General features: G+C 64.4%; 16 protein-coding genes. 5 read left to right on the plus strand and 11 right to left on the minus strand.

The window, feature by feature from the left end:
• The first annotated feature begins 233 nt into the window (after positions 1 to 233).
• A complete protein-coding gene (locus tag P5W99_RS08730; RefSeq protein ID WP_434660260.1) occupies positions 234 to 500 on the plus strand; it encodes a hypothetical protein in 267 nt (88 codons plus the stop codon).
• An 8-nt stretch (positions 501 to 508) separates the two neighbouring features.
• Here the strand turns inward: P5W99_RS08730 and oxlT are convergent, their stop codons facing one another.
• From oxlT to P5W99_RS08770, 8 genes are all read right to left on the minus strand, one after another.
• A complete protein-coding gene (oxlT, locus tag P5W99_RS08735; RefSeq protein WP_434660261.1) occupies positions 509 to 1,834 on the minus strand; it encodes an oxalate/formate MFS antiporter in 1,326 nt (441 codons plus the stop codon).
• Positions 1,835 to 1,948: 114 nt separating this feature from the next.
• Positions 1,949 to 3,343, minus strand: coding sequence for an NAD(P)(+) transhydrogenase (Re/Si-specific) subunit beta (locus P5W99_RS08740; protein ID WP_421024151.1), 1,395 nt, complete (start codon positions 3,341 to 3,343; stop codon positions 1,949 to 1,951).
• A gap of 12 nt (positions 3,344 to 3,355) precedes the next feature.
• Positions 3,356 to 4,945: a Re/Si-specific NAD(P)(+) transhydrogenase subunit alpha gene (locus P5W99_RS08745; protein WP_434660263.1), complete on the minus strand. Its 1,590-nt coding sequence runs from the start codon at positions 4,943 to 4,945 to the stop codon at positions 3,356 to 3,358.
• A 213-nt stretch (positions 4,946 to 5,158) separates the two neighbouring features.
• Positions 5,159 to 5,419 (minus strand): hypothetical protein, encoded by a 261-nt coding sequence (locus tag P5W99_RS08750; RefSeq protein WP_421024153.1) that lies wholly within the window; start codon positions 5,417 to 5,419, stop codon positions 5,159 to 5,161.
• A 72-nt stretch (positions 5,420 to 5,491) separates the two neighbouring features.
• Positions 5,492 to 5,932 (minus strand): PAS domain-containing protein, encoded by a 441-nt coding sequence (locus P5W99_RS08755; protein ID WP_421024154.1) that lies wholly within the window; start codon positions 5,930 to 5,932, stop codon positions 5,492 to 5,494.
• Between the two features lie 111 nt (positions 5,933 to 6,043).
• A complete protein-coding gene (frc, locus tag P5W99_RS08760; protein ID WP_421024155.1) occupies positions 6,044 to 7,294 on the minus strand; it encodes a formyl-CoA transferase in 1,251 nt (416 codons plus the stop codon).
• A gap of 50 nt (positions 7,295 to 7,344) precedes the next feature.
• Positions 7,345 to 9,090, minus strand: a complete 1,746-nt coding sequence (oxc, locus tag P5W99_RS08765) for an oxalyl-CoA decarboxylase (RefSeq protein WP_421024156.1) — start codon at positions 9,088 to 9,090, stop codon at positions 7,345 to 7,347.
• Positions 9,091 to 9,290: 200 nt separating this feature from the next.
• Positions 9,291 to 10,010 (minus strand): GntR family transcriptional regulator, encoded by a 720-nt coding sequence (locus P5W99_RS08770; RefSeq protein WP_421024157.1) that lies wholly within the window; start codon positions 10,008 to 10,010, stop codon positions 9,291 to 9,293.
• 241 nt (positions 10,011 to 10,251) lie between these two features.
• On the opposite strand from P5W99_RS08770, the gene P5W99_RS08775 reads away from it, so the two are divergent.
• Positions 10,252 to 10,635, plus strand: coding sequence for a hypothetical protein (locus tag P5W99_RS08775; protein WP_421024158.1), 384 nt, complete (start codon positions 10,252 to 10,254; stop codon positions 10,633 to 10,635).
• Between the two features lie 46 nt (positions 10,636 to 10,681).
• Here the strand turns inward: P5W99_RS08775 and P5W99_RS08780 are convergent, their stop codons facing one another.
• Positions 10,682 to 12,304 (minus strand): long-chain fatty acid--CoA ligase, encoded by a 1,623-nt coding sequence (locus tag P5W99_RS08780; protein WP_434660266.1) that lies wholly within the window; start codon positions 12,302 to 12,304, stop codon positions 10,682 to 10,684.
• A 129-nt stretch (positions 12,305 to 12,433) separates the two neighbouring features.
• Positions 12,434 to 13,207 carry an SDR family oxidoreductase gene (locus P5W99_RS08785; RefSeq protein ID WP_434660268.1) on the minus strand — a complete coding sequence of 258 codons (774 nt, stop codon included), beginning with the start codon at positions 13,205 to 13,207 and terminating at the stop codon, positions 12,434 to 12,436.
• A 286-nt stretch (positions 13,208 to 13,493) separates the two neighbouring features.
• Here P5W99_RS08785 and P5W99_RS08790 point away from each other — a divergent pair, with 286 nt between their 5' ends.
• The 3 genes from P5W99_RS08790 to P5W99_RS08800 all read left to right on the plus strand — a co-directional run bounded on the left by P5W99_RS08790 (position 13,494) and on the right by P5W99_RS08800 (position 18,246).
• Complete coding sequence (locus P5W99_RS08790; protein WP_421024160.1) at positions 13,494 to 14,876, plus strand: glycosyltransferase family 9 protein; 1,383 nt, start codon at positions 13,494 to 13,496, stop codon at positions 14,874 to 14,876.
• Positions 14,877 to 15,184: 308 nt separating this feature from the next.
• The gene (locus P5W99_RS08795) at positions 15,185 to 16,399 is read left to right on the plus strand and encodes an MFS transporter (RefSeq protein ID WP_421024161.1); all 1,215 of its coding nucleotides are present in this window, start codon (positions 15,185 to 15,187) and stop codon (positions 16,397 to 16,399) included.
• 68 nt (positions 16,400 to 16,467) lie between these two features.
• A complete protein-coding gene (locus tag P5W99_RS08800) occupies positions 16,468 to 18,246 on the plus strand; it encodes an AMP-binding protein (RefSeq protein WP_434660270.1) in 1,779 nt (592 codons plus the stop codon).
• On the opposite strand, the gene P5W99_RS08805 is transcribed toward P5W99_RS08800, so the two are convergent.
• On the minus strand, positions 18,243 to 18,602 hold the full coding sequence (locus P5W99_RS08805; protein WP_421024163.1) for a hypothetical protein: 360 nt from the start codon (positions 18,600 to 18,602) through the stop codon (positions 18,243 to 18,245). The two genes, P5W99_RS08800 and P5W99_RS08805, sit on opposite strands and share 4 nt — an antisense overlap.
• Positions 18,603 to 18,637 lie beyond the last annotated feature (35 nt).

Raw genomic sequence — 18,637 nt, forward strand, 5'->3', positions numbered from 1 at the left:
CGAGATGTTCAATTTTTTCTTCCGTTCATACTTCATGAACAACATCCATGATTGAACGAACGCGCGTCACCCTGAAAACATCTCGTTATGTTTAATGGTATACATTGACCAGAAACCCGGGGATGCCTGAGGCGCATCGTCGGCACGAGATCACGCCCGCGACAGGGAGAAGGAATGGAAATCGTCGTTATCGCCGCGATCGCCGCCGTGGGCTTCGCGCCGCAGCGACGTGTTTGATCGCGACCCGATTGCCAGCCGAGTGGATCGAGCGCGGCCAGACCGAAGGACGCTACGCGGCGTTATCCACGACGGACGACACCGACGAGGCGCCCGAGCTGCCCCGCATGCAGGCACACACCGATGCCCGCCGGGTGCGCCGCGCACGCGTACGTGCGCTGCCAGCGGCGGCGCTCATGCGCAGGCTGCGCACGCACCCGGGCGGCGGCGCGCAGCGGTGCGAAGCCCCTCATCCGGATAGCGCGCGCCGCCCGCCCCGATAACGATTTAACTACTCGCCCGTACCCAGCGGATTGCGGACGAACGCCGTTTCGACATGCCCCGCAGGCTTGGCCGACTGGAAGATCCAGCGCCGCCGCATCGGTTGCAACACCACCTTCGCGCACACCCCCGCCATCATCGCGATACACGCCGCGAATTCGAACACCATGTTCCAGCCGCCGTGCACCGCGAGCAGCGTGGCCACCGGCACCATCAGCGCGGCAGTCCCCTTGGCCGTATAGAGCGTGCCGGCGTTGCCCGCCGCGTAGCGCGCGCCGAAGGTGTCCGCGCAGGTTGCCGGGAAGTTCGAGAAGATGTCGCCGTAAAACAGGAACACGAGCCCCGAAAACAGGATGAAGAGATACGGGTCGTGGCCGAAGTAGCGCAGGCCGAGCAACGCGAGCCCTTCGCCGATGAAAGTGATGAACATCGTGTTCTCACGCCCGATCCGGTCCGAAATGAGCCCGCACAGCGGCCGCGTGAAGCCGTTGCAGAGATTGTTGATCGACAGTGTCATTGTCAGCAGCGGCAGCGTCATGCTCATGAACGCCACCGGCATCGAGGAGAAACCGTACGACTTGGCGATCGGCCCGATCTGCGCGGTCGCGATGATGCCGCCCGTGGCCACGCACATGAACATCGCGTACATCACCCAGAACAGCGGCGCGCGGATCATCTGCCGCGTCGTGTAGTCGGTCTTCGTGGCCACCACCCGCTGCACGCCGGCCGCATGCGCGGGCGGCTTCGGGCGCACCATCACGAGCGCGAGCGCCATGATGCACACGCCCTGCAGCAAACCGAAAAAACCGAAGGCCGTCTCGTAGCCCGAATGCTGGATCATGCGCGCGATCGGAATGACGGTGAGCGCCGCGCCCGCGCCAAAACCCGCCGCCGTCGTGCCCGCAGCGAGCCCGCGCCGGTCCGGAAACCATTTGAGCGCCGTGCCCACGCACGTGCCGTACACGCATCCCGCACCGATGCCCGAAATCACCGCCGCCACGTAGAGCACCGGCAGCGCCGGCGCCCACGCGTCGAGCATCCAGCCGAGCGCCACGCAGCACGCGCCGCCCATCACGACCGGGCGCGGGCCGAAGCGGTCCACGAGCCAGCCCTCCACGGGAACGAGCCACGTCTCCGTCACGATGAACAGCGAGAACGCGAGCTGAATGGCGGCCTGCCCCCAGTGGTGCTTCGAATCCATCGGCACTACGAACAATGTCCACGCATACTGCAGATTGGCGACTAGCCCCATGCAGGCTACACCGGCCGCGAGTTGCACCCAGCGGTTGTGCCGCCGCGCCGTATAAGGGGCGTCGATGCGATCGGTTTGTGCCACGTTTGTCTCTCTCCGTACATTGCATTGATGAGCCGCCGGATCCGGCGGTCTCGCGCGAAGCGCGGTCTTTCCCGGGTTTACCCGGGTCTCGCCGCGCCGCGCGCTACTCCTGCATCAGGCCGTTTCTAGCTGCCTGAGCAATGCATCGACACTACCCTTTGCGTCGCCGAACAGCATTCGGGTGTTCTCCTTATAAAAGAGCGGATTGTCGACGCCCGCGTAGCCCGTCGCCATGCTGCGCTTGGAAACCACCACGGTGCGCGCCTTCCACACCTCGAGCACCGGCATCCCCGCGATCGGGCTGCCCGCATCCTCCTGCGCGCCCGGATTGACGATATCGTTCGCGCCGATCACGAGCACGACGTCGGTATTCGTGAAGTCCTCGTTGATTTCGTCCATTTCGAGCACGATGTCGTAGGGCACCTTCGCCTCGGCGAGCAGCACGTTCATATGGCCCGGCAAGCGCCCGGCAACTGGATGGATGCCAAAACGCACCCGTACGCCCTGCGCACGCAGCCTGCGCGTGATTTCGCTGATCGTGCTTTGCGCCTGGGCGACGGCCATGCCATAACCGGGCACGATCACGACCTCGGCGGCATCGCGCAGCAGCGCGCCCACTTCGTCCACGGAAGTCGCCACCACTTCGCCCTGCGGCGCGGCGCTCGACGTGCTGGCCACGGCGCCAAAACCGCCGAGAATCACCGAGACGAAGCTGCGGTTCATCGCGCGGCACATGATGTAGCTGAGGATCGCGCCGCTCGAACCCACCAGCGCGCCGGTCGTCACCAGCAGGTCGTTATCGAGCATGAAGCCGGTTGCCGCGGCCGCCCAGCCCGAATAGCTGTTGAGCATGGACACCACTACGGGCATGTCCGCGCCGCCGATCGCCATCACGAGATGCACGCCCAGCACCGCCGCAATCGCGCACATCGCGATGAGCGCGGGGAGTGCATTCGGGCCATCCGGTGCGGCCACGAAGACAAGCGCAAGCCCGATGCAAACCGCGAGCGCCACGGCGTTCATCAGATGCCGGCCAGGCAGCACGAGCGGCTTGCCGCCCACCGTGCCCTGCAGCTTGAGAAACGCCACGATCGAACCGCTGAACGTTACGGTGCCGATGAACGCGCCGATATAGATCTCGGTGTCGTGAATTCCTCGCTCGACGGCGCTCGCGGCGGCGGCCGGCGAGAGAAAGCTCGCGACCGCGATGAGCGTCGCCGCAAGGCCGACGAAGCTGTGCAGCACGGCCACGAGTTGCGGCATTTGCGTCATTTCCACGCGTCTAGCCAGCACGGCGCCGATGCCGCCGCCCACCAGCGCCGCGCCGAGCGCTACTTCGAGCCCCGCCCCGCCCGTGACGAGTAGCGTCGCAATGACCGCGATCGCCATCCCGCAGATGCCGAAAAGATTGCCTCGCCGGGCGCTAGCCGGATGACTCAGCCCGCGCAGGCTGAGAATGAAGAGCGTGGCCGAACCGAGCCACGCCATATTGCCGATTCCACTAAGCATGACGTCGCCTCCTCAGGTCCGTTGAAACATTTTCAGCATGCGCTGGGTCACGAGGAACCCGCCTGCAATGTTGATCGTCGCAACCAGCAGCGCGACGCCCGCGAGCACTTTCACGACCATCGCCGTATCCGCGCCGTTGGGATGCAGCAGCGCGCCGATCACGATGATCCCGCTGATGGCGTTGGTCACACTCATGAGCGGCGTGTGCAGCGCCGGCGTCACATTCCAGACCACCTGATAGCCCACGAAAACGGCCAGCACGAACACCGTGAAATGCGCCACGAACGCGCTCGGCGCCACCGCGCCGAGCGCGAGCAACGCCACGGCCGCCAGCACCAGCATGACCAGCGGCCATGCACTGCGGCTACGCGTTTCGGCGGCAGCCGATCTAGCCGCACCGTGCGCCTGCTGCACGGGCTTCGCCCCGCTCGCGGCCGACGCGGCTTGCGCGGCCGGCGCGACAGCCGCCGTCGGCACCGGCGGCGCGGGCCAGCAGAGCTTGCCCTGCTCCATGACCGTGGTGCCCCGCTGCACGACATCGTCCATGTCGAGCTTTAGTTCGCCATCCTTAAGAGGCGTGAGATCGGTCATCAGATGGCGCAGGTTCGTCGCATAGAGCTGGCTCGACTGATTCGCCATGCGGCTCGGCAGATCGGTATAGCCGATCAACGTCACGCCATGCGCATGCACCACTTCGCCCGCGCGCGTGAGCGCGCAATTGCCGCCCTGCTCCGCAGCCATATCGACGATCACGCTGCCCGCGCGCATGCACGCGACCATCTCTTCGTCGATCAGGCGCGGAGCGGGCTTGCCCGGGATCAGCGCGGTCGTGACGATGATGTCCACCTCGCTCGCCTGGGCCTTGAACAGCGCCATCTCGGCTTCGATGAACTTCGCGCTCATCACCTTCGCGTAGCCGCCACCGCCGCCGCCTTCCTCCTCCACGTCGACGCTCAGGAACTCGGCGCCCATGCTCTCGATCTGCTGCCCGACCTCGGGCCGCGTATCGAATGCGCGCACGACGGCCCCAAGCCCGCGCGCTGCGCCGATGGCCGCGAGACCGGCCACACCCGCGCCGATCACGAGCACCTTGGCGGGCGGCATCTTGCCCGCCGCCGTGATCTGCCCGGTGAAAATGCGCCCGAAATGCTGCGCGGCCTCGATCACGGCGCGATAACCGGCCATGTTCGCCATCGAGCTCAGCGCGTCGAGCTTTTGCGCGCGCGAGATGCGCGGCACGCAGTCCATCGCGAGCACCGTCGCGCCGCGCGTGGCGAGCACCTCGAGCAGCGCCCCGCTCTGCGCGGGCCAGATGAAACTGATGAGCGTCGCGCCGGTCTTCAGGCGCTGCGCCTCCTCGAGCGACGGCGGGCGCACCTTGAACACGATGTCGGCGTTGGACCACAGTTCGAGCGGATCGTCGACAACGCATGCACCGGCCGCGCGATACGCTTCGTCGCTATACGAAGCGAGCTCGCCCGCGCCCGCCTCGATCTCGATCTCGTAGCCAAGCTTGATCAGTTGTGCGACGCTTTCCGGCGTGGCCGCCACGCGGCGTTCGTTTTCGAATATTTCGCGGGGCACCGCAATGGTCATTGCCATGGCGAACCTCCGCGCACGAATGAAGCGCAAATACCGGCGCGGCGATGCGGCGGCGCGCAAAGTCCCCTGGCGCGCCCAGGGCGTGGCCATGTCATCATGAAACGTCTCCTGCTGGATGTTGGAATTCTTGGCGCGCGCCGCTGCCTGCGCGGCGCGCCGCCTCGCTGTGCGTCCCTATGCGTTGTTACGCGTCTTCACGTGTAGCCGGGACCGCTAGCGCGGCGGGTTGACTGTCTCGAGATAGCCGAGCATTGCGAGCGCCGCCTGGCGGGCGCCTGCTATGGCGGCGGCCTCACTGGCGAAAACGGTCTCGTCGGCGACTCGCTGCTCGGGGAGCACGGGGGCGCACCCCGTTTGTTCGCCGCGCCCGCCGTGCGGATCGTGGATAGCGGCGAACGCCGCCCAGCCACCGTTGTGTATGAATTGACGGGCCGAGAGTTCGACCTCGTAATGACCGAGTATTTCCGTATGCATCGAAGCGCTCCGTGCGAACCTTGAGGTCGGGCGATATACGGCCAGCCCGCAGGCTGGCTAACTGGCTCAGAACTACTGCGCCTGGGCCTGGGCTTGGGCTTCGAGCTCGGTAATGCGCTTGCGCAGATTGCGCTCTTCCTGGAAGCGCGCGGTCTCGTCGCGAATCACGGCGACGATGCCCGTGATCTCGCCTTGCTGGCCGTGCAGCAACGCGACGGTAAACGCGATCGACAGCGCGCGACCGTCCTTGTCGACGGCGGGCACGCGCAGCACGTCGTTGCCGTAGCGAGTCTGCCCCGACGCCATCGTCTTGTGATAACCGTCCCAGTGACGGCCGCGCAGCCGCTCGGGAATGATCAGATCGAGCGTCTTGCCAAGCGCCTCCTCGCGCGTATAGCCGAACATGCGCGTAGCGGCGGGATTCCAGTACGTGATGTCGCCGGCGGCGTCCGAGATGACGATGGCGTCGCCGATAGCGTCGGCAAGCTGGGCGAAATCGATGGCGGTTGACATGGTGCTTGACCTGATAGGAGCTAAGTGGGGAAAGGGTTGAATCGCCGGAGCGCGGCGCGCACGACCCTCATGCGCGCGCCGCGCTCCGCTGGCCTGCGGAGCGTCCCGTACTTAGACCGCGCGCGTCTCGTGCAGCGCCGCGATCTGCTGCGGCGTGTACCCAAGACCCGCGAGCACCTCATCCGTATGCTCGCCGAGCAGCGGCGAACCCGTGATTTCCGGCTTCAGGTCCGAGAACTTGATCGGGCTGCCCACGGTGAGATACGTGCCGCGCTCTTTGTGCGGGACTTCGACGATAGTACCGCTCTCGCGCAGCGACGGGTCATTGGCGATTTCCTTCATGCTGAGCACCGGTGCGCACGGGATATCGAACTTGCGCAGAATATCGACGGCCTCGAACTTGGTCTTGTCGGCGAGCCACTCCTCGATCGTCGCGAAGATGTCGAAGATATGCGGCTGGCGCGCCTGGGCCGTCATGTAGTTCGGATCGCTGATCCACTCGGGCTTGCCGATCGCGCGGCAGATCGGCTCCCATGCATGGCCTTGCACCGTGAAGTAGATATACGCGTTCGGATCGGTTTCCCAGCCCTTGCACTTGAGCACCCAGCCCGGCTGGCCGCCGCCGCCCGCGTTGCCGCCACGGGGCACCACATCGCTGAAAGTGCCGTGCGGATACTGCGGATACTCCTCCAGATAGCCCACGCGATCCAGACGCTGCTGGTCGCGCAGCTTCACGCGGCACAGGTTGATCACGCTGTCCTGCATCGAGACGGCCACCTTCTGGCCCTTGCCGGTCTTTTCACGGCCGATCAGCGCCGTGAGAATGCCGATGGCCAGATGCATGCCCGTGTTGCTGTCGCCGAGCGCCGCTGCGCTGACCGTAGGCGGGCCGTCCCAGAAGCCCGTGGTCGAAGCCGCGCCGCCCGCGCACTGCGCGACGTTCTCGTAGACCTTGAGGTCGTCGTAGTGGTGGCCTTCACTGAAGCCCTTCACCGAAGCGACGATCATCTTCGGGTTGAGCTCCTTGATGCGCTCCCACGTGAAGCCCATGCGATCGAGCGCGCCCGGGCCGAAGTTTTCCACCATCACGTCCGACTCGCGAATTAGCTTCTCGAGCACTTCCTTGCCTTCCGGCTTCTTGGTGTCGAGCGTGAGCGAGCGCTTGTTGCTGTTGAGCATCGTGAAGTACAGCGCGTCCGCTTCGGGAATGTCGCGCAGCTGCGAGCGCGTCACGTCACCAGCGCCCGGGCGCTCCACCTTGATCACGTCCGCGCCGAACCACGCGAGCATTTGCGTGCATGCGGGGCCCGCCTGTACGTGCGTGAAGTCGATGATCTTGATGCCGTCGAGGGGTTTGCTCATGTCTTGGCTCCTGATGAATGTGTCCTGTGATGTGTCCTGGGAGACTCAGCTTATTTCTTCATGGCCGCGCTTTGCGGATTGAGATTCGTGAGACGGCCGCTTTCCGTGCCGGCCGATTCGTCGATCACTGCGTTGATCAGCGTGGGCTTGCCCGACGCGATCGCTTCGAGCAGCGCCGCAGTCAGTTCCTCCGGAGTCGTGGCCTGGTGGCCGATGCCGCCGAACGCCTCGATCATCTTGTCGTAGCGCGCGCCCTTGACGAACACGGTGGGCGCGACGTCGGCGCCGCCGGTCGGGTTCACGTCGGTGCCGCGATACACGCCGTTGTTGTTGAAGACGATCGTGCAAACCGGCAGGTTGTAGCGGCAGATGGTTTCCAGCTCCATGCCGCTGAAGCCGAACGCGCTGTCGCCTTCGATGGCCACGACTTGCGTGCCGCTCGTGACCGCCGCGCCGATCGCGAAGCCCATGCCGATGCCCATGATCCCCCACGTGCCCGAGTCGAAACGCTTGCGCGGCTGGTACATGTCGATCACCGCACGCGCATAGTCGAGCGTGTTCGCGCCTTCGTTCACCACGTTGATGTCAGGACGTGTCTTGAGCACATCGCGAATCGCGCGCAGCGCGCTGTGGAAATTCATCGGCGTGGGGTTCTTCTCGAGCGTCGCGGCCATCTTCGCGAGGTTCCTGGTCTTGCGCTCCGCCACGGCGCCGAGCCATTCGGCGCTCGGCTGCGGGAAGTTCGAGCCCATGCCGGCGACGAGCGCCTCGACACACGAACCGATATCGCCGATCACGGGCGCTTCGATCGCCACGTTGCTGTCAATCTCGGTGGGCGCGATGTCGATCTGCACGAAACGCTTGGGCGACGGCGCCCCCCAGGTCTTGCCCTTGCCGTGCGAGAGCAGCCAGTTCAGACGCGCGCCGATCAGCACGACGGCATCCGATTCGGCGAGCACGAACGAGCGCGCGGCGGACGCGGACTGCTCGTGCGTGTCGGGCAGCAGGCCCTTGGCCATCGACATCGGCAGATAGGGAATGCCACTCTTCTCGACCAGCTCGCGAATCTGCGCGTCGGCCTGAGCATAGGCCGCGCCCTTGCCGAGCAGGATGAGCGGGCGCTTGGCCGTCTTGAGGACTTCGAGTGCGCGCTGGACCGCGTCGGGAGCGGGCAGCTGGCGCGGCGCGGCATCCACGACCTTGATGAGCGACTGCTGGCCCTTCACGGCGTCGATGGTCTGCGCAAGCAGCTTGGCCGGCAGGTCGAGATAAACGCCGCCGGGGCGGCCCGAGACCGCTGCGCGGATCGCCCGGGCGATGCCGACGCCGATGTCCTCGGCATGCAGCACGCGGTAAGCGGCCTTGGCATACGGCTTGGCGGCGTTGAGCTGGTCCATTTCCTCGTAGTCGCCCTGCTGCAGGTCGACGATCTCGCGCTCGCTCGAGCCGCTGATGAGGATCATCGGGAAGCAGTTGGTGGTGGCGTTGGCGAGCGCGGTCAGGCCGTTGAGGAAGCCCGGCGCCGAAACCGTGAGGCAGATGCCCGGCTTCTTCGTCATGTAACCCGCGATCGCCGCGGCATTGCCCGCGTTCTGCTCGTGCCGGAAGCCGATGAAACGCATGCCTTCAGCTTGAGCAAGACGCGCGAGGTCCGTGATCGGAATACCGACGAGACCGTAAATCGTGTCGATGTCGTTGAGCTTCAGCGCATCGATGACGAGGTGAAACCCGTCGGTCGTCGGTTGCGCTTCCTGCGCAGGGCTGTTCTGCGCGTCGTTCATTCCTGCTTCTGCCATGACGTCTCCTCGTTGGCGGGGCGTTGGGTTACTCGTGATATACAATATTCCACACACAATATTAGTCAAGCGTTTTTTTGAGATCCCCGGTTGGTGCAGCAGCGCCAAGCGCCACTATTTATTACGGAGTCCAAATTTCATGACCAACGGCAACACTTAAAATGCACAACAGCGGCACGCAACGTGTGCGCGCGAGCCGCTCAGTCGAGAAAGTCGCAGTTCGCTTCGACAAATAACGCAAGATCGATCGAATGCTGGCGCACGAGCCGCTCCACTCTTTCGGTGTCGCGCGCCTCAAGGGCCTCGATGATCCGCATGTGGTCCACGATCGATCGTGACGCGCGATCGCTTTGCGCGATCGTCATGCGCCGGATCGCTCGCACATGCATGAAGATGTTCTTGATGGTCTCGACGATAATCGGCGACTTGGACAGTTCCACCAGCGCTTGATGAAACGTGATGTTCGCTTCCGAGTATTCCTCGATGTGCTCGGCGGGTTTGTCCTCGCCGAAATCCGCGAACATATGGCGCAAACGCGCGATGTCCTCGTCGGAAGCGCGCTGCGTGGCGAGCCGCGCCGCAATGCTTTCCAGCGCGGCCCACATATAGATCATTTCGACGATCTCCTTGCGGGTCTTGCGCAGAATATAGACGCCGCGCCGCGGCACAGTACGCAGGAATCCTTCCTGTTCCAGCAGCGTCATGGCCTCGCGCACCGGCGTGCGGCTCACGCCGAGCTTTTCGGTCAACTCTTTCTCGTCGAGGCGGATTTCGTCTCGCGAGCGGTAGATGTCGGTCTCTGCGATCGCCTGCTTCAGCTTCGCATAGGCCTGATCGCGCAGGGAAACCGTGGCGTGGATGGGTTCGAGCGTCAAGCTCAGCGGGGCTCCCCCCGCTACGTCCTGGATTTCGGCAGACATCGGTGGTTTGTCTCCAACGTTGTGTTTAGCCGTCGTTAAAAGCAAATTCCATATGTGCCATACAATATATCAGAAGCAAGCGCCTCACCAAGCGGGTTTACGCGTAGGTCGATGATCAGCGGCTCGCAACGCGTATCCATATTCAATTATTTATACAAATCGAAAAAAACTTTAACTATCGTTTATTCTTCAACGCTTCTACGATTGGCTCACGTCATCTGAACTCACACGGAGACCAGCCATGAGCCACTCTTCAGCCGGCCGCAAAGCCACGGAACACGATCAGCACTTGCACAACCAGTTGAGCGCATTCAATTCCGCTTTTGCCGAACTCGGACTGCGCTTTCGCTGGGATCCCACCACGCTCTACTCGCTTGCGGAGATCCAGGGCGAAGCGGCGCGCCTTGCAGCCTATATCGAAACGCATCACGCGCATTTGCTGAAGGCGTACAGCATCGACTTTCTGTGCGAGGCGATTCTCGGGCGCAAGAATGCGCAGGCGCCTGGCGAATGGTCGCCGGGTCACACCGCGCAGCACACGGGAACAAAGGGCGCGGCCGCCGAAGCCGCGCACGGAGAATGGGACTGGAGCGAGTTGCACCTGCCGGCATTGGCAGGCGCTTGAGGCTCGCGAGGAAGGCAGGAGGTTCGGTGCGCCGCTTTAATGCACTTCAGCGCGCGGCAGCCTCCTCTTCCTGCAACTGGCGCCAGAGAATTTTGCCGCTGCCCGACTTCGGCAACGCATCGACGAACTGCACGACGCGCGGCGCCTTGTACGCAGCCATATTCTCGTGCGCCCACGCGGCGATATCGGCTTCGCTCACGCTGCCCACCTGCCTCGGATCGAGCACGACAACGGCCTTCACCGTCTCGCCGCGCTTGGGGTCCTGAGCGCCGATGATGCAAACCTCCTTGATGGCCGGATGCCGGTACATGAGCGCCTCGACCTCGGCCGGCCACACCTTGTAGCCGGACGCGTTGATCATGCGCTTGAGGCGGTCGGTCATGAAGTAATAGCCATCGGCGTCGCGCCGCACGAGGTCGCCGGTGCGCAAAAAACGCTTGCCGTCGCGCTCGATGAAGGCCTCGCGCGTTGCCTGCGGGTTGCCCCAGTAGCCCAGCATCACTTGCGGTGCGCTCATGATGAGCTCGCCCGCCTCTCCTTCGGGCACCTCTTCGAGCGTGATCGGATCGACGATGCGCGCATCGACGTCGAAGACCGGAATGCCGAGACACTGCGCCTTGGGGTGTTGCGCAGGATTGATGTGGGTGGCGGCCATCGTCTCCGACATGCCGTAGCCCTCCACGAATTCGAGACCCGTGAGGTCGCGCAGCTTCTTGACCACCGCGTCGGGCATGGCCGCGCCGCCGCCGCGCATTGCGGCGAGACTCGACAGATCGTATTCGCCGATGCGCGGATTCGAAAGGAAATCCACAACCATCGTCGAGATCGACTGCCAGGTCGTGATGCGGTAATGCTCGATCGCGCGAGCCGCGGCGTCGCGGTCCCAGCGCGGCAGGATTACGATCGTCGAACCGTTGTAGAGCGGGCTGTTCATGCCGCCCTGCATGCCGGTCACATGAAACAGCGGCAGCACGGAAAGCTGTACGGAATCCTGAGTATTGCCGAACCAGACGCAACCACCCACGGCCGTCGACATCACGCTGCGATGCGTATGCATGCAGCCTTTGGGCTTGCCCGTGGTTCCCGACGTGTACGGCATCACGCACAGGTCGTCCGGCCCTGCCGTGAGCGCGCCGGGTGTGCAGCCCGCCGCCAGCACGTCGGCCCAGTGCGCAACGCCCGGGCCCTCCACGTGGCGCGGCGCGCTCACGAATTCGGGCGGGGGCGAGAACGGTTCGTTTTTCAAATAATCGCTGTACGACGCGACCAGCAGATGCCGCAGGCCCTGCCCTTCGCCCGCGCCCACCAGCGACGCGATGCGCGGATACAGATCCTGCGCGACGAACGCGGTGGTCGCGCCGCTATCTTCCACGTAGTGAGCGAGCTCGTCGGTGAGGTTCATCGGGTTGACGGGTATGACCACGGCGTTCGCGCGCAAGATGCCGTAATAGGCGATCACCCATTGCGGACTGTTCTGCATATAGAGCAGCACGCGGTCGCCCGCCTTCACGCCGCACTCGGTCTGCAGATAGCCCGCCACGCGCTCGGCCTCGTCCTTGAACTGCGCGAAGGTAACGGGCGTGTCATAGAAGACGATGAAAGGCTTGTCCGGATAACGCGCCGCCGAGACCTCCGCGTTGTAGAAGAGGTTCGTGGTGGGAATGCTCATGTGTGGCGGAAGATGCGCAGGCCAGTACGGTGAGCTCGGGCGCGGCGCGGCGGAGGTGGATTGGGGCATGGCGGGTAGTCGGCTCGTGGGATTCGTGAAATTCGGGCACATAGTGCGATGCGCGCGGCGTCAAACGATGCTCGCGCCGCCATCGATCGCCAGATGCTGGCCGGTGACATGCCGCGACGCAGCGCTCGCCAGAAACACCACCGCGCCCTTCAGATCGCTTTCGTCGCCGAGGCGATGCAGCGGCGTGCGATCGATCACTGCCTGCCCGGCTTTGTCGAGCAGACCCGCCGTCATCTTCGACGGGAAGAAGCCCGGGCAGATCGCGTTCACGTTGATGTTGTACTTGCCCCACTCGGCGGCCAGCGCGCGCGTGAAGTTGATGGCCGCAGCCTTCGAGGTGTTGTACGCGATGGTCTGCATCGCGCCAAGCGAGCCTTTCAGGCCAGCGATCGACGCAATATTGATGATCTTGCCGCACTGCGCGGGAATCATGCTGCGCTTGCCCACTTCGCGCGCGAGGAAAAACGGCGCGTTGACGTTGAGGTTCATGACCTTGTGCCACGCCTCGTCGGGATAGTCTTCCGCCGGCGCCCCCCACGTCGCGCCCGCATTGTTCACGAGAATATCGATCCGGCCGCATGCCGCCAGCGTTTCGTCGACTAGCGGCTTGACGGCCTCGGCACGCTGCAGGTCGCTCACGACCGTCGTGACTTCAATGCCGCGCGCCTGCAAATGCTGCTGCGCCGCTGCGAGTTCGTCGGCCTTGCGCGCGGTGATGACGACGCGACAGCCCATTTCGCCGAGTGCCTCGGCCATCTGCAGCCCGAGCCCGCGCGAACCGCCCGTAATAAGTGCCGTCTGCCCACCCAGTTCGAACAATTCCCTGACCTGCATGCTTAAAGTCTCCTTGATGTCTATTGGCCCGGATCCGCATTACGGAATACACGGGGAATCAAACCGATTCTAGTGACGCTGCCCCATCACCGGAATCAGGAAAAGCACGATCGTTCATTATGCTCGAAGACCCGCACCCATGCAGCAGCATCCGCAGACGGGGTGCAGCGGCGCGCTTTTAAGAAGCCTCCGATATCTGTCGGCCGCCCCCTTCACTAGGATTTCCCCGACAAATAGCCCCTCATGCCCCTCCCCAGCAATGACCCTCGATCCGGAACAGCGACTCTTGCAAGCATTCGTCGCGCACGCCCGCTGCCCGTCCGAACCCGCGCCACTGCTGCAGATTTGCGAAGCGCTCGTCGGTGTGAGGCGCGACGAGCAAATGCTGCCGTGGGCCGAAAAGGGCCTGGCGCTCGATCCGCACAACCGCAGCTTCGTGCACGCGCGCGCCCGCGCGCTGCGCCTGCTGGGCCAGCACGCACAAGCCGCACAGGCCTGGATCGACTTCGCGACGCTCGATTGGTCGCCGCTGTTCTATCAGGCACGGCTCGGCCGCGACCTTTACCTGAGCGGCGACACCACGCGCGCCATTGCGCTGCTGGAACAAGTGGTGAACGCTCCGGCCGATGACCACGACCCCGACAAACTGCGGGCACGCAAGTGGCTCGCCGAGGCGCTGCTCAGCACGGCAGACGCGCGCGGCTTTTCGCACTGGATCTGGCGCAACCGAAGTGACAGCGGAAACTACCGATACAGCGCAGTGCCGATGTGGGACGGGCAATGCGACCTGCGCGGCGAACGCGTGCTGGTCACGCACCAGATGGGCTACGGCGACCAGTTCATGATGCTCGGCAGCATCGCGCATTGGCGCGCGGCCGGCGCGGAGATCATGGTGACCTGCGACGCGCCGATCCACAGCGTCGTCGAGGCATCGCTGGCCGGCTGCCGCGTGGTCGTCGCGCGCAGACCGATGGCCCCGATCTCGCCATTGGACGAATCAACGCTGCCCGCCGTCGAGGCTTTCGCACCCACGATGCAAGCCACGCTGCTGCATCTGCCGATGCTCGCAGCCCACCTGCAGCCGCGCCCCGATCCCTGGTTCGCCGCCTGGATACGCGCACCGCAACGCGCGCGCGACCAGGCAGCAAGCTGGGCGTACACGTTGCGCGCCCAGCACCCAGGCAAGGCGCTGGTTGGCGTGTTCTGGGATTGCGCGCAACGCCACAACCGCGACATGCGCAGCAAGGAGCGCAGTTGGGCTGCCCTGCGCTCCTTGCCGCTCGCGGCGCTCGAGCGCCTCACGACCAACGCGGCGCTCGACAGCCGCGTTCGGTTCATCAGCCTGCATCACCCTGTGGCCGAGATGACGGGCGGCTCGCCACGCGGAAACATCGCCCATTACGCGCCGGGCATCATGTCGTTTGGCGACACTGCGGCCTGCATCGAACAACTGGACGCCGTAATCAGCGTTGACTCGGGCGTCGCCAATCTCGCCACGATGATCGGCAAGCCCACTGCAGTACTCGTCAATCCGGCCGGCGAGTGGCGCTGGGGCGCAACCGGCACGCGTTCTCCCTGGATGCGCGAGGCGCACGTGCTGCGCCAGACCACGCCCGGCGACTGGGACGACGTCGTCTTCCGCACCGCAGAATGGCTGATGCGAAGCTGAGCCGCCCCGCTCGCCGATTCAGTCAGGATCGCCAATGACTGCATCAAACCGCGCGCACGTTATTCGCAGGGCATTCAATTTTCAATTCAAATTAATTACATTTTAATTACTATAAAAACAATAACCTTTCATCTGACAGGTCCCGATAAAGCAATTCTCCAGGGATTTGTCCAGGTTGCGCCGGACATTCCTGCAAATGTTTAATGCGCAGCGTACACTCGTATGCAGTTCGCCACGCGGGGCTGAGCGAGCCATGCGCGCATTGCCGGGAGACAGGACAAGCGCGGCCACACAAGGAGAATAACGCCATGAGCTGGACGCGAGAGCAGAAGAACGTCACGATCGCAGCGTATTTGGGCTGGACGCTCGACGCATTCGATTTCTTTCTGATGGTTTTTGTTCTGAAAGATATCGCCACCGAATTCAACACTGAAATCCCCGCCGTTGCCTTTGCCATTACGCTCACGCTGGCCATGCGCCCGTTAGGCGCGCTGATCTTCGGCCGGCTTGCCGACAAATTCGGCCGCCGTCCCACGCTGATGGTCAATATCGCGTGCTATTCGCTGCTCGAAATGCTCACCGGCTTCTCGCCCAACCTCACGACGTTCATCGTGCTGCGCGCGCTCTTTGGCGTGGCGATGGGCGGCGAATGGGGCGTGGGCTCCGCGCTCACCATGGAGACTATTCCGCCAAAGGCGCGCGGCGTCGTCTCGGGCCTCCTGCAGGCCGGTTACCCGAGCGGCTATCTGCTTGCCTCGATCGTGTTCGGCGTGCTCTACCAGCACATCGGCTGGCGCGGCATGTTCTTCGTTGGCGTGCTGCCCGCGCTGCTCGTGCTCTACGTGCGCGCCCACGTGCCCGAATCGCCGGCCTGGAAAGAGATGGAAAAGCGCGCACGCCCGAGCCTGCTGTCCACGCTCAAGCACAACCTCGGCCTCTCGCTCTACGCGATCGTGCTGATGACAGCATTCAACTTCTTCTCGCACGGCACTCAGGATCTCTATCCAACCTTCCTGCGCGAGCAGCATCACTTCGATCCGCATACGGTTTCGCTCATCACCATCACGCTGAATATCGGCGCGATTGTGGGAGGCGTTTTCTTCGGCTCGCTTTCGGAAAAAATCGGCCGCCGCAAGGCCATTTTCATCTCGGCGCTGATCGCGCTGCCGGTGCTGCCGCTGTGGGCGTTCTCGTCGGGCCCCGTGCTGCTCGCGCTCGGCGCGTTCCTCATGCAAATTTCCGTGCAGGGCGCATGGGGCGTAATCCCGGTGCATCTCAACGAGATCTCGCCCGATGAAGTGCGCGCGACCTTCCCGGGCCTCGTCTACCAGCTCGGCAACCTGCTCGCCTCTGTGAATGCCACGCTGCAAGCCTCGCTCGCCGTTACGCACGGCCAGAACTACGGGATGGCGATGGCGATCGTCGCGGGCACGGTGGCCGTCGTGATCGCCGTGCTGATCCCGTTCAGCCGAGAGCGGCGCGGCATCGACATGACGCAGACCGCCAAACAGATGACCAGTTGATGCGGCGCGCGGCCCGGCGCGAGATGGTGCAAGATGGCGAGAGACCACGCCACGCCCGGAGAACGACAATGAGCGAGACGCCACCGCCGCCGCTGGCTCACCCCCACCCGGACCCGGCGGCCCCTGCGCCGCCGGACACCGACGGCGTCTGGTACGCCTCGTATCCGCCGGGCGTGCCGCACGAAGTCGACGTGACGCAGTACACCTCGCTCGCCCACTTCTTCGACGACTGCACCGCGCGCTTTCGCGACAACGTGGCCTACACAAGCGCCGGCTCGCCGATGACTTATGGTGCACTCGCCCGCAAGGCCACCGCGTTCGGCTCGTGGCTGCAGGGCGTGGGTGTGCAGTCCGGCGAGCGCGTCGCCATCATGCTGCCCAACACGTTCCAGTATCCGGTCGCGCTATTTGGTGCGTTCAAGGCCGGCGCCGTCGTCGTAAACGTCAATCCGCTCTACACGGCGCGCGAGCTCGCGCACCAGTTGAAAGACAGCGGCGCGCAAACCATCGTCGTGTTCGAAAGCTTTGCGAAGACGCTGGAAAACGCGCTGCCCGGCACGCGCATCGAGCGCGTCGTGCTCACGCAACTGGGCGACCTGCTGGGCGAAGGCTTCAACCTCAAGGGCCGCTTCATCAACTTCATGCTGCGCCACGTGAAGAAGCTCGTGCCCGTGTACCGGCTGCCGTCCAGCGTGCGCACCGTGCGCTTGCTCGACACGCTCAGTGAGGGCGCCCGCGCGCCGCGCGCACCGGTGGCGCTGCAGCGCGACGACCTCGCCTTCCTGCAATACACGGGCGGCACCACGGGCGTGGCCAAGGGCGCGATGCTCACGCATGGCACGGTCATCGCGAATGTGCTGCAGGCCAAGGCGTGGATCGCCGGGCAACTCGTGAACGAGCGCGAAGCCATTCTCACGCCGCTGCCGCTCTATCACATCTATTCGCTCGCCGTGAACGCGCTGTGCTTCATGGCGATCGGCGGGCGCAACATCCTGATCGCGAATCCGCGCGACGTGACGCGCGTGATGAAGGTTCTGCGTCATGAGAGGTTCAGCTGCATCAGCGCGGTCAACACGCTCTACAACGCGTTCCTCGAGAACGAGACATTCCGCCAGCGCGATTTTTCGGGTCTCAAGCTTGCGATGGGGGGCGGCATGGCCACGCAGCGTGCCATCGCCGAGCGTTTCAAGGCAGTCACCGGCAAGCCGATCGTCGATGGCTACGGGCTCACGGAGTGCTCGCCCATCGTGGCGATGAATCCCGCCAATCTTCAGGATTTCGAAGGATCGGTCGGACTGCCCGCGCCTTCCACGCAGGTGCGCTTTCGCCGCGACGACGGCACGTGGGCGAACCTCGGCGAGCCGGGCGAGGTGTGCGTAAAAGGCCCGCAGGTCATGAAGGGCTACTGGATGCGTCCCGACGAAACCGCGCGCAGCTTCGTCAATGACGGATGGTTCGCGACGGGCGACATCGGCATCATGGATGCGCGCGGCTATATTTACCTCATCGACCGCAAGAAGGACATGATCCTCGTCTCGGGTTTCAACGTATACCCGAACGAAATCGAGGAAGTGATCGCGCTGCATCCGGGTGTGCGCGAAGTCGCGGCCATCGGCGTGCCGGACCCCGTGCAGGGCGAGCGCGTGAAGGTATTCGTCGTGCGCCGCGACCCCGCGCTCACCGAGGACGCGCTGATCCAGTTCTGCCGCCAGCAGCTCACGGGCTACAAGGTGCCGCGTCTCGTGGAGTTTCGCGAGGCGCTGCCGCAAAGCAATATCGGCAAGATTCTGCGGCGCGAGCTGCGCGATGAAGAGATCGCCAAAGTCGGCAAGGCGGGCGCGGGCTAACTCCGGAGCACACCGAGCACGATGCAGCCGCGCGCCGCAGCGAGACGCTCCAGCACGAAGCGGTCGGAGCCACGTAGTGCACAGAGGACGACGGCGGGCGCTTCAGCGCGGGGTTCGAGGCGGCGCGCAAGCTGCGCGTGCCACAGCGTGCCGATGTCGTCCGCGCCTTGTGCTCCGGTTGCGAACACGGGCACGCCGAGCCGCGCGGCTTTGCGCGCGAGCGCCCTGCCCTGTTCCAGCGCCGGGTCGTAGACCGCCACGCGCATCGGCGGCGCGCCAGGCCGCCACACAGGGGTCGCCGCGCAGGCCGCTGCAAACGCGCCACTCGTTGCATGAAGAAAGGTCCGCCGGTTCATCGCGTCGCCTCCGTTCCATGCCAGCCTCACACAGT

Source organism: Paraburkholderia sp. A3BS-1L (assembly GCF_051125215.1).
Lineage (GTDB): Bacteria > Pseudomonadota > Gammaproteobacteria > Burkholderiales > Burkholderiaceae > Paraburkholderia.

Excerpts from the sequence above, each read along its gene's own strand:
- P5W99_RS08740 (WP_421024151.1), bottom strand. The coding sequence starts at position 3,343 with ATGCTTAGTGGAATCGGCAATATGGCGTGGCTCGGTTCGGCCACGCTC.
- P5W99_RS08745 (WP_434660263.1), bottom strand. The coding sequence starts at position 4,945 with ATGGCAATGACCATTGCGGTGCCCCGCGAAATATTCGAAAACGAACGC.
- P5W99_RS08750 (WP_421024153.1), bottom strand. The coding sequence starts at position 5,419 with ATGCATACGGAAATACTCGGTCATTACGAGGTCGAACTCTCGGCCCGT.
- P5W99_RS08755 (WP_421024154.1), bottom strand. The coding sequence starts at position 5,932 with ATGTCAACCGCCATCGATTTCGCCCAGCTTGCCGACGCTATCGGCGAC.
- frc (WP_421024155.1), bottom strand. The coding sequence starts at position 7,294 with ATGAGCAAACCCCTCGACGGCATCAAGATCATCGACTTCACGCACGTA.
- oxc (WP_421024156.1), bottom strand. The coding sequence starts at position 9,090 with ATGGCAGAAGCAGGAATGAACGACGCGCAGAACAGCCCTGCGCAGGAA.
- P5W99_RS08770 (WP_421024157.1), bottom strand. The coding sequence starts at position 10,010 with ATGTCTGCCGAAATCCAGGACGTAGCGGGGGGAGCCCCGCTGAGCTTG.
- P5W99_RS08775 (WP_421024158.1), top strand. The coding sequence starts at position 10,252 with ATGAGCCACTCTTCAGCCGGCCGCAAAGCCACGGAACACGATCAGCAC.
- P5W99_RS08780 (WP_434660266.1), bottom strand. The coding sequence starts at position 12,304 with ATGAGCATTCCCACCACGAACCTCTTCTACAACGCGGAGGTCTCGGCG.
- P5W99_RS08785 (WP_434660268.1), bottom strand. The coding sequence starts at position 13,207 with ATGCAGGTCAGGGAATTGTTCGAACTGGGTGGGCAGACGGCACTTATT.
- P5W99_RS08795 (WP_421024161.1), top strand. The coding sequence starts at position 15,185 with ATGAGCTGGACGCGAGAGCAGAAGAACGTCACGATCGCAGCGTATTTG.
- P5W99_RS08800 (WP_434660270.1), top strand. The coding sequence starts at position 16,468 with ATGAGCGAGACGCCACCGCCGCCGCTGGCTCACCCCCACCCGGACCCG.
- P5W99_RS08805 (WP_421024163.1), bottom strand. The coding sequence starts at position 18,602 with ATGAACCGGCGGACCTTTCTTCATGCAACGAGTGGCGCGTTTGCAGCG.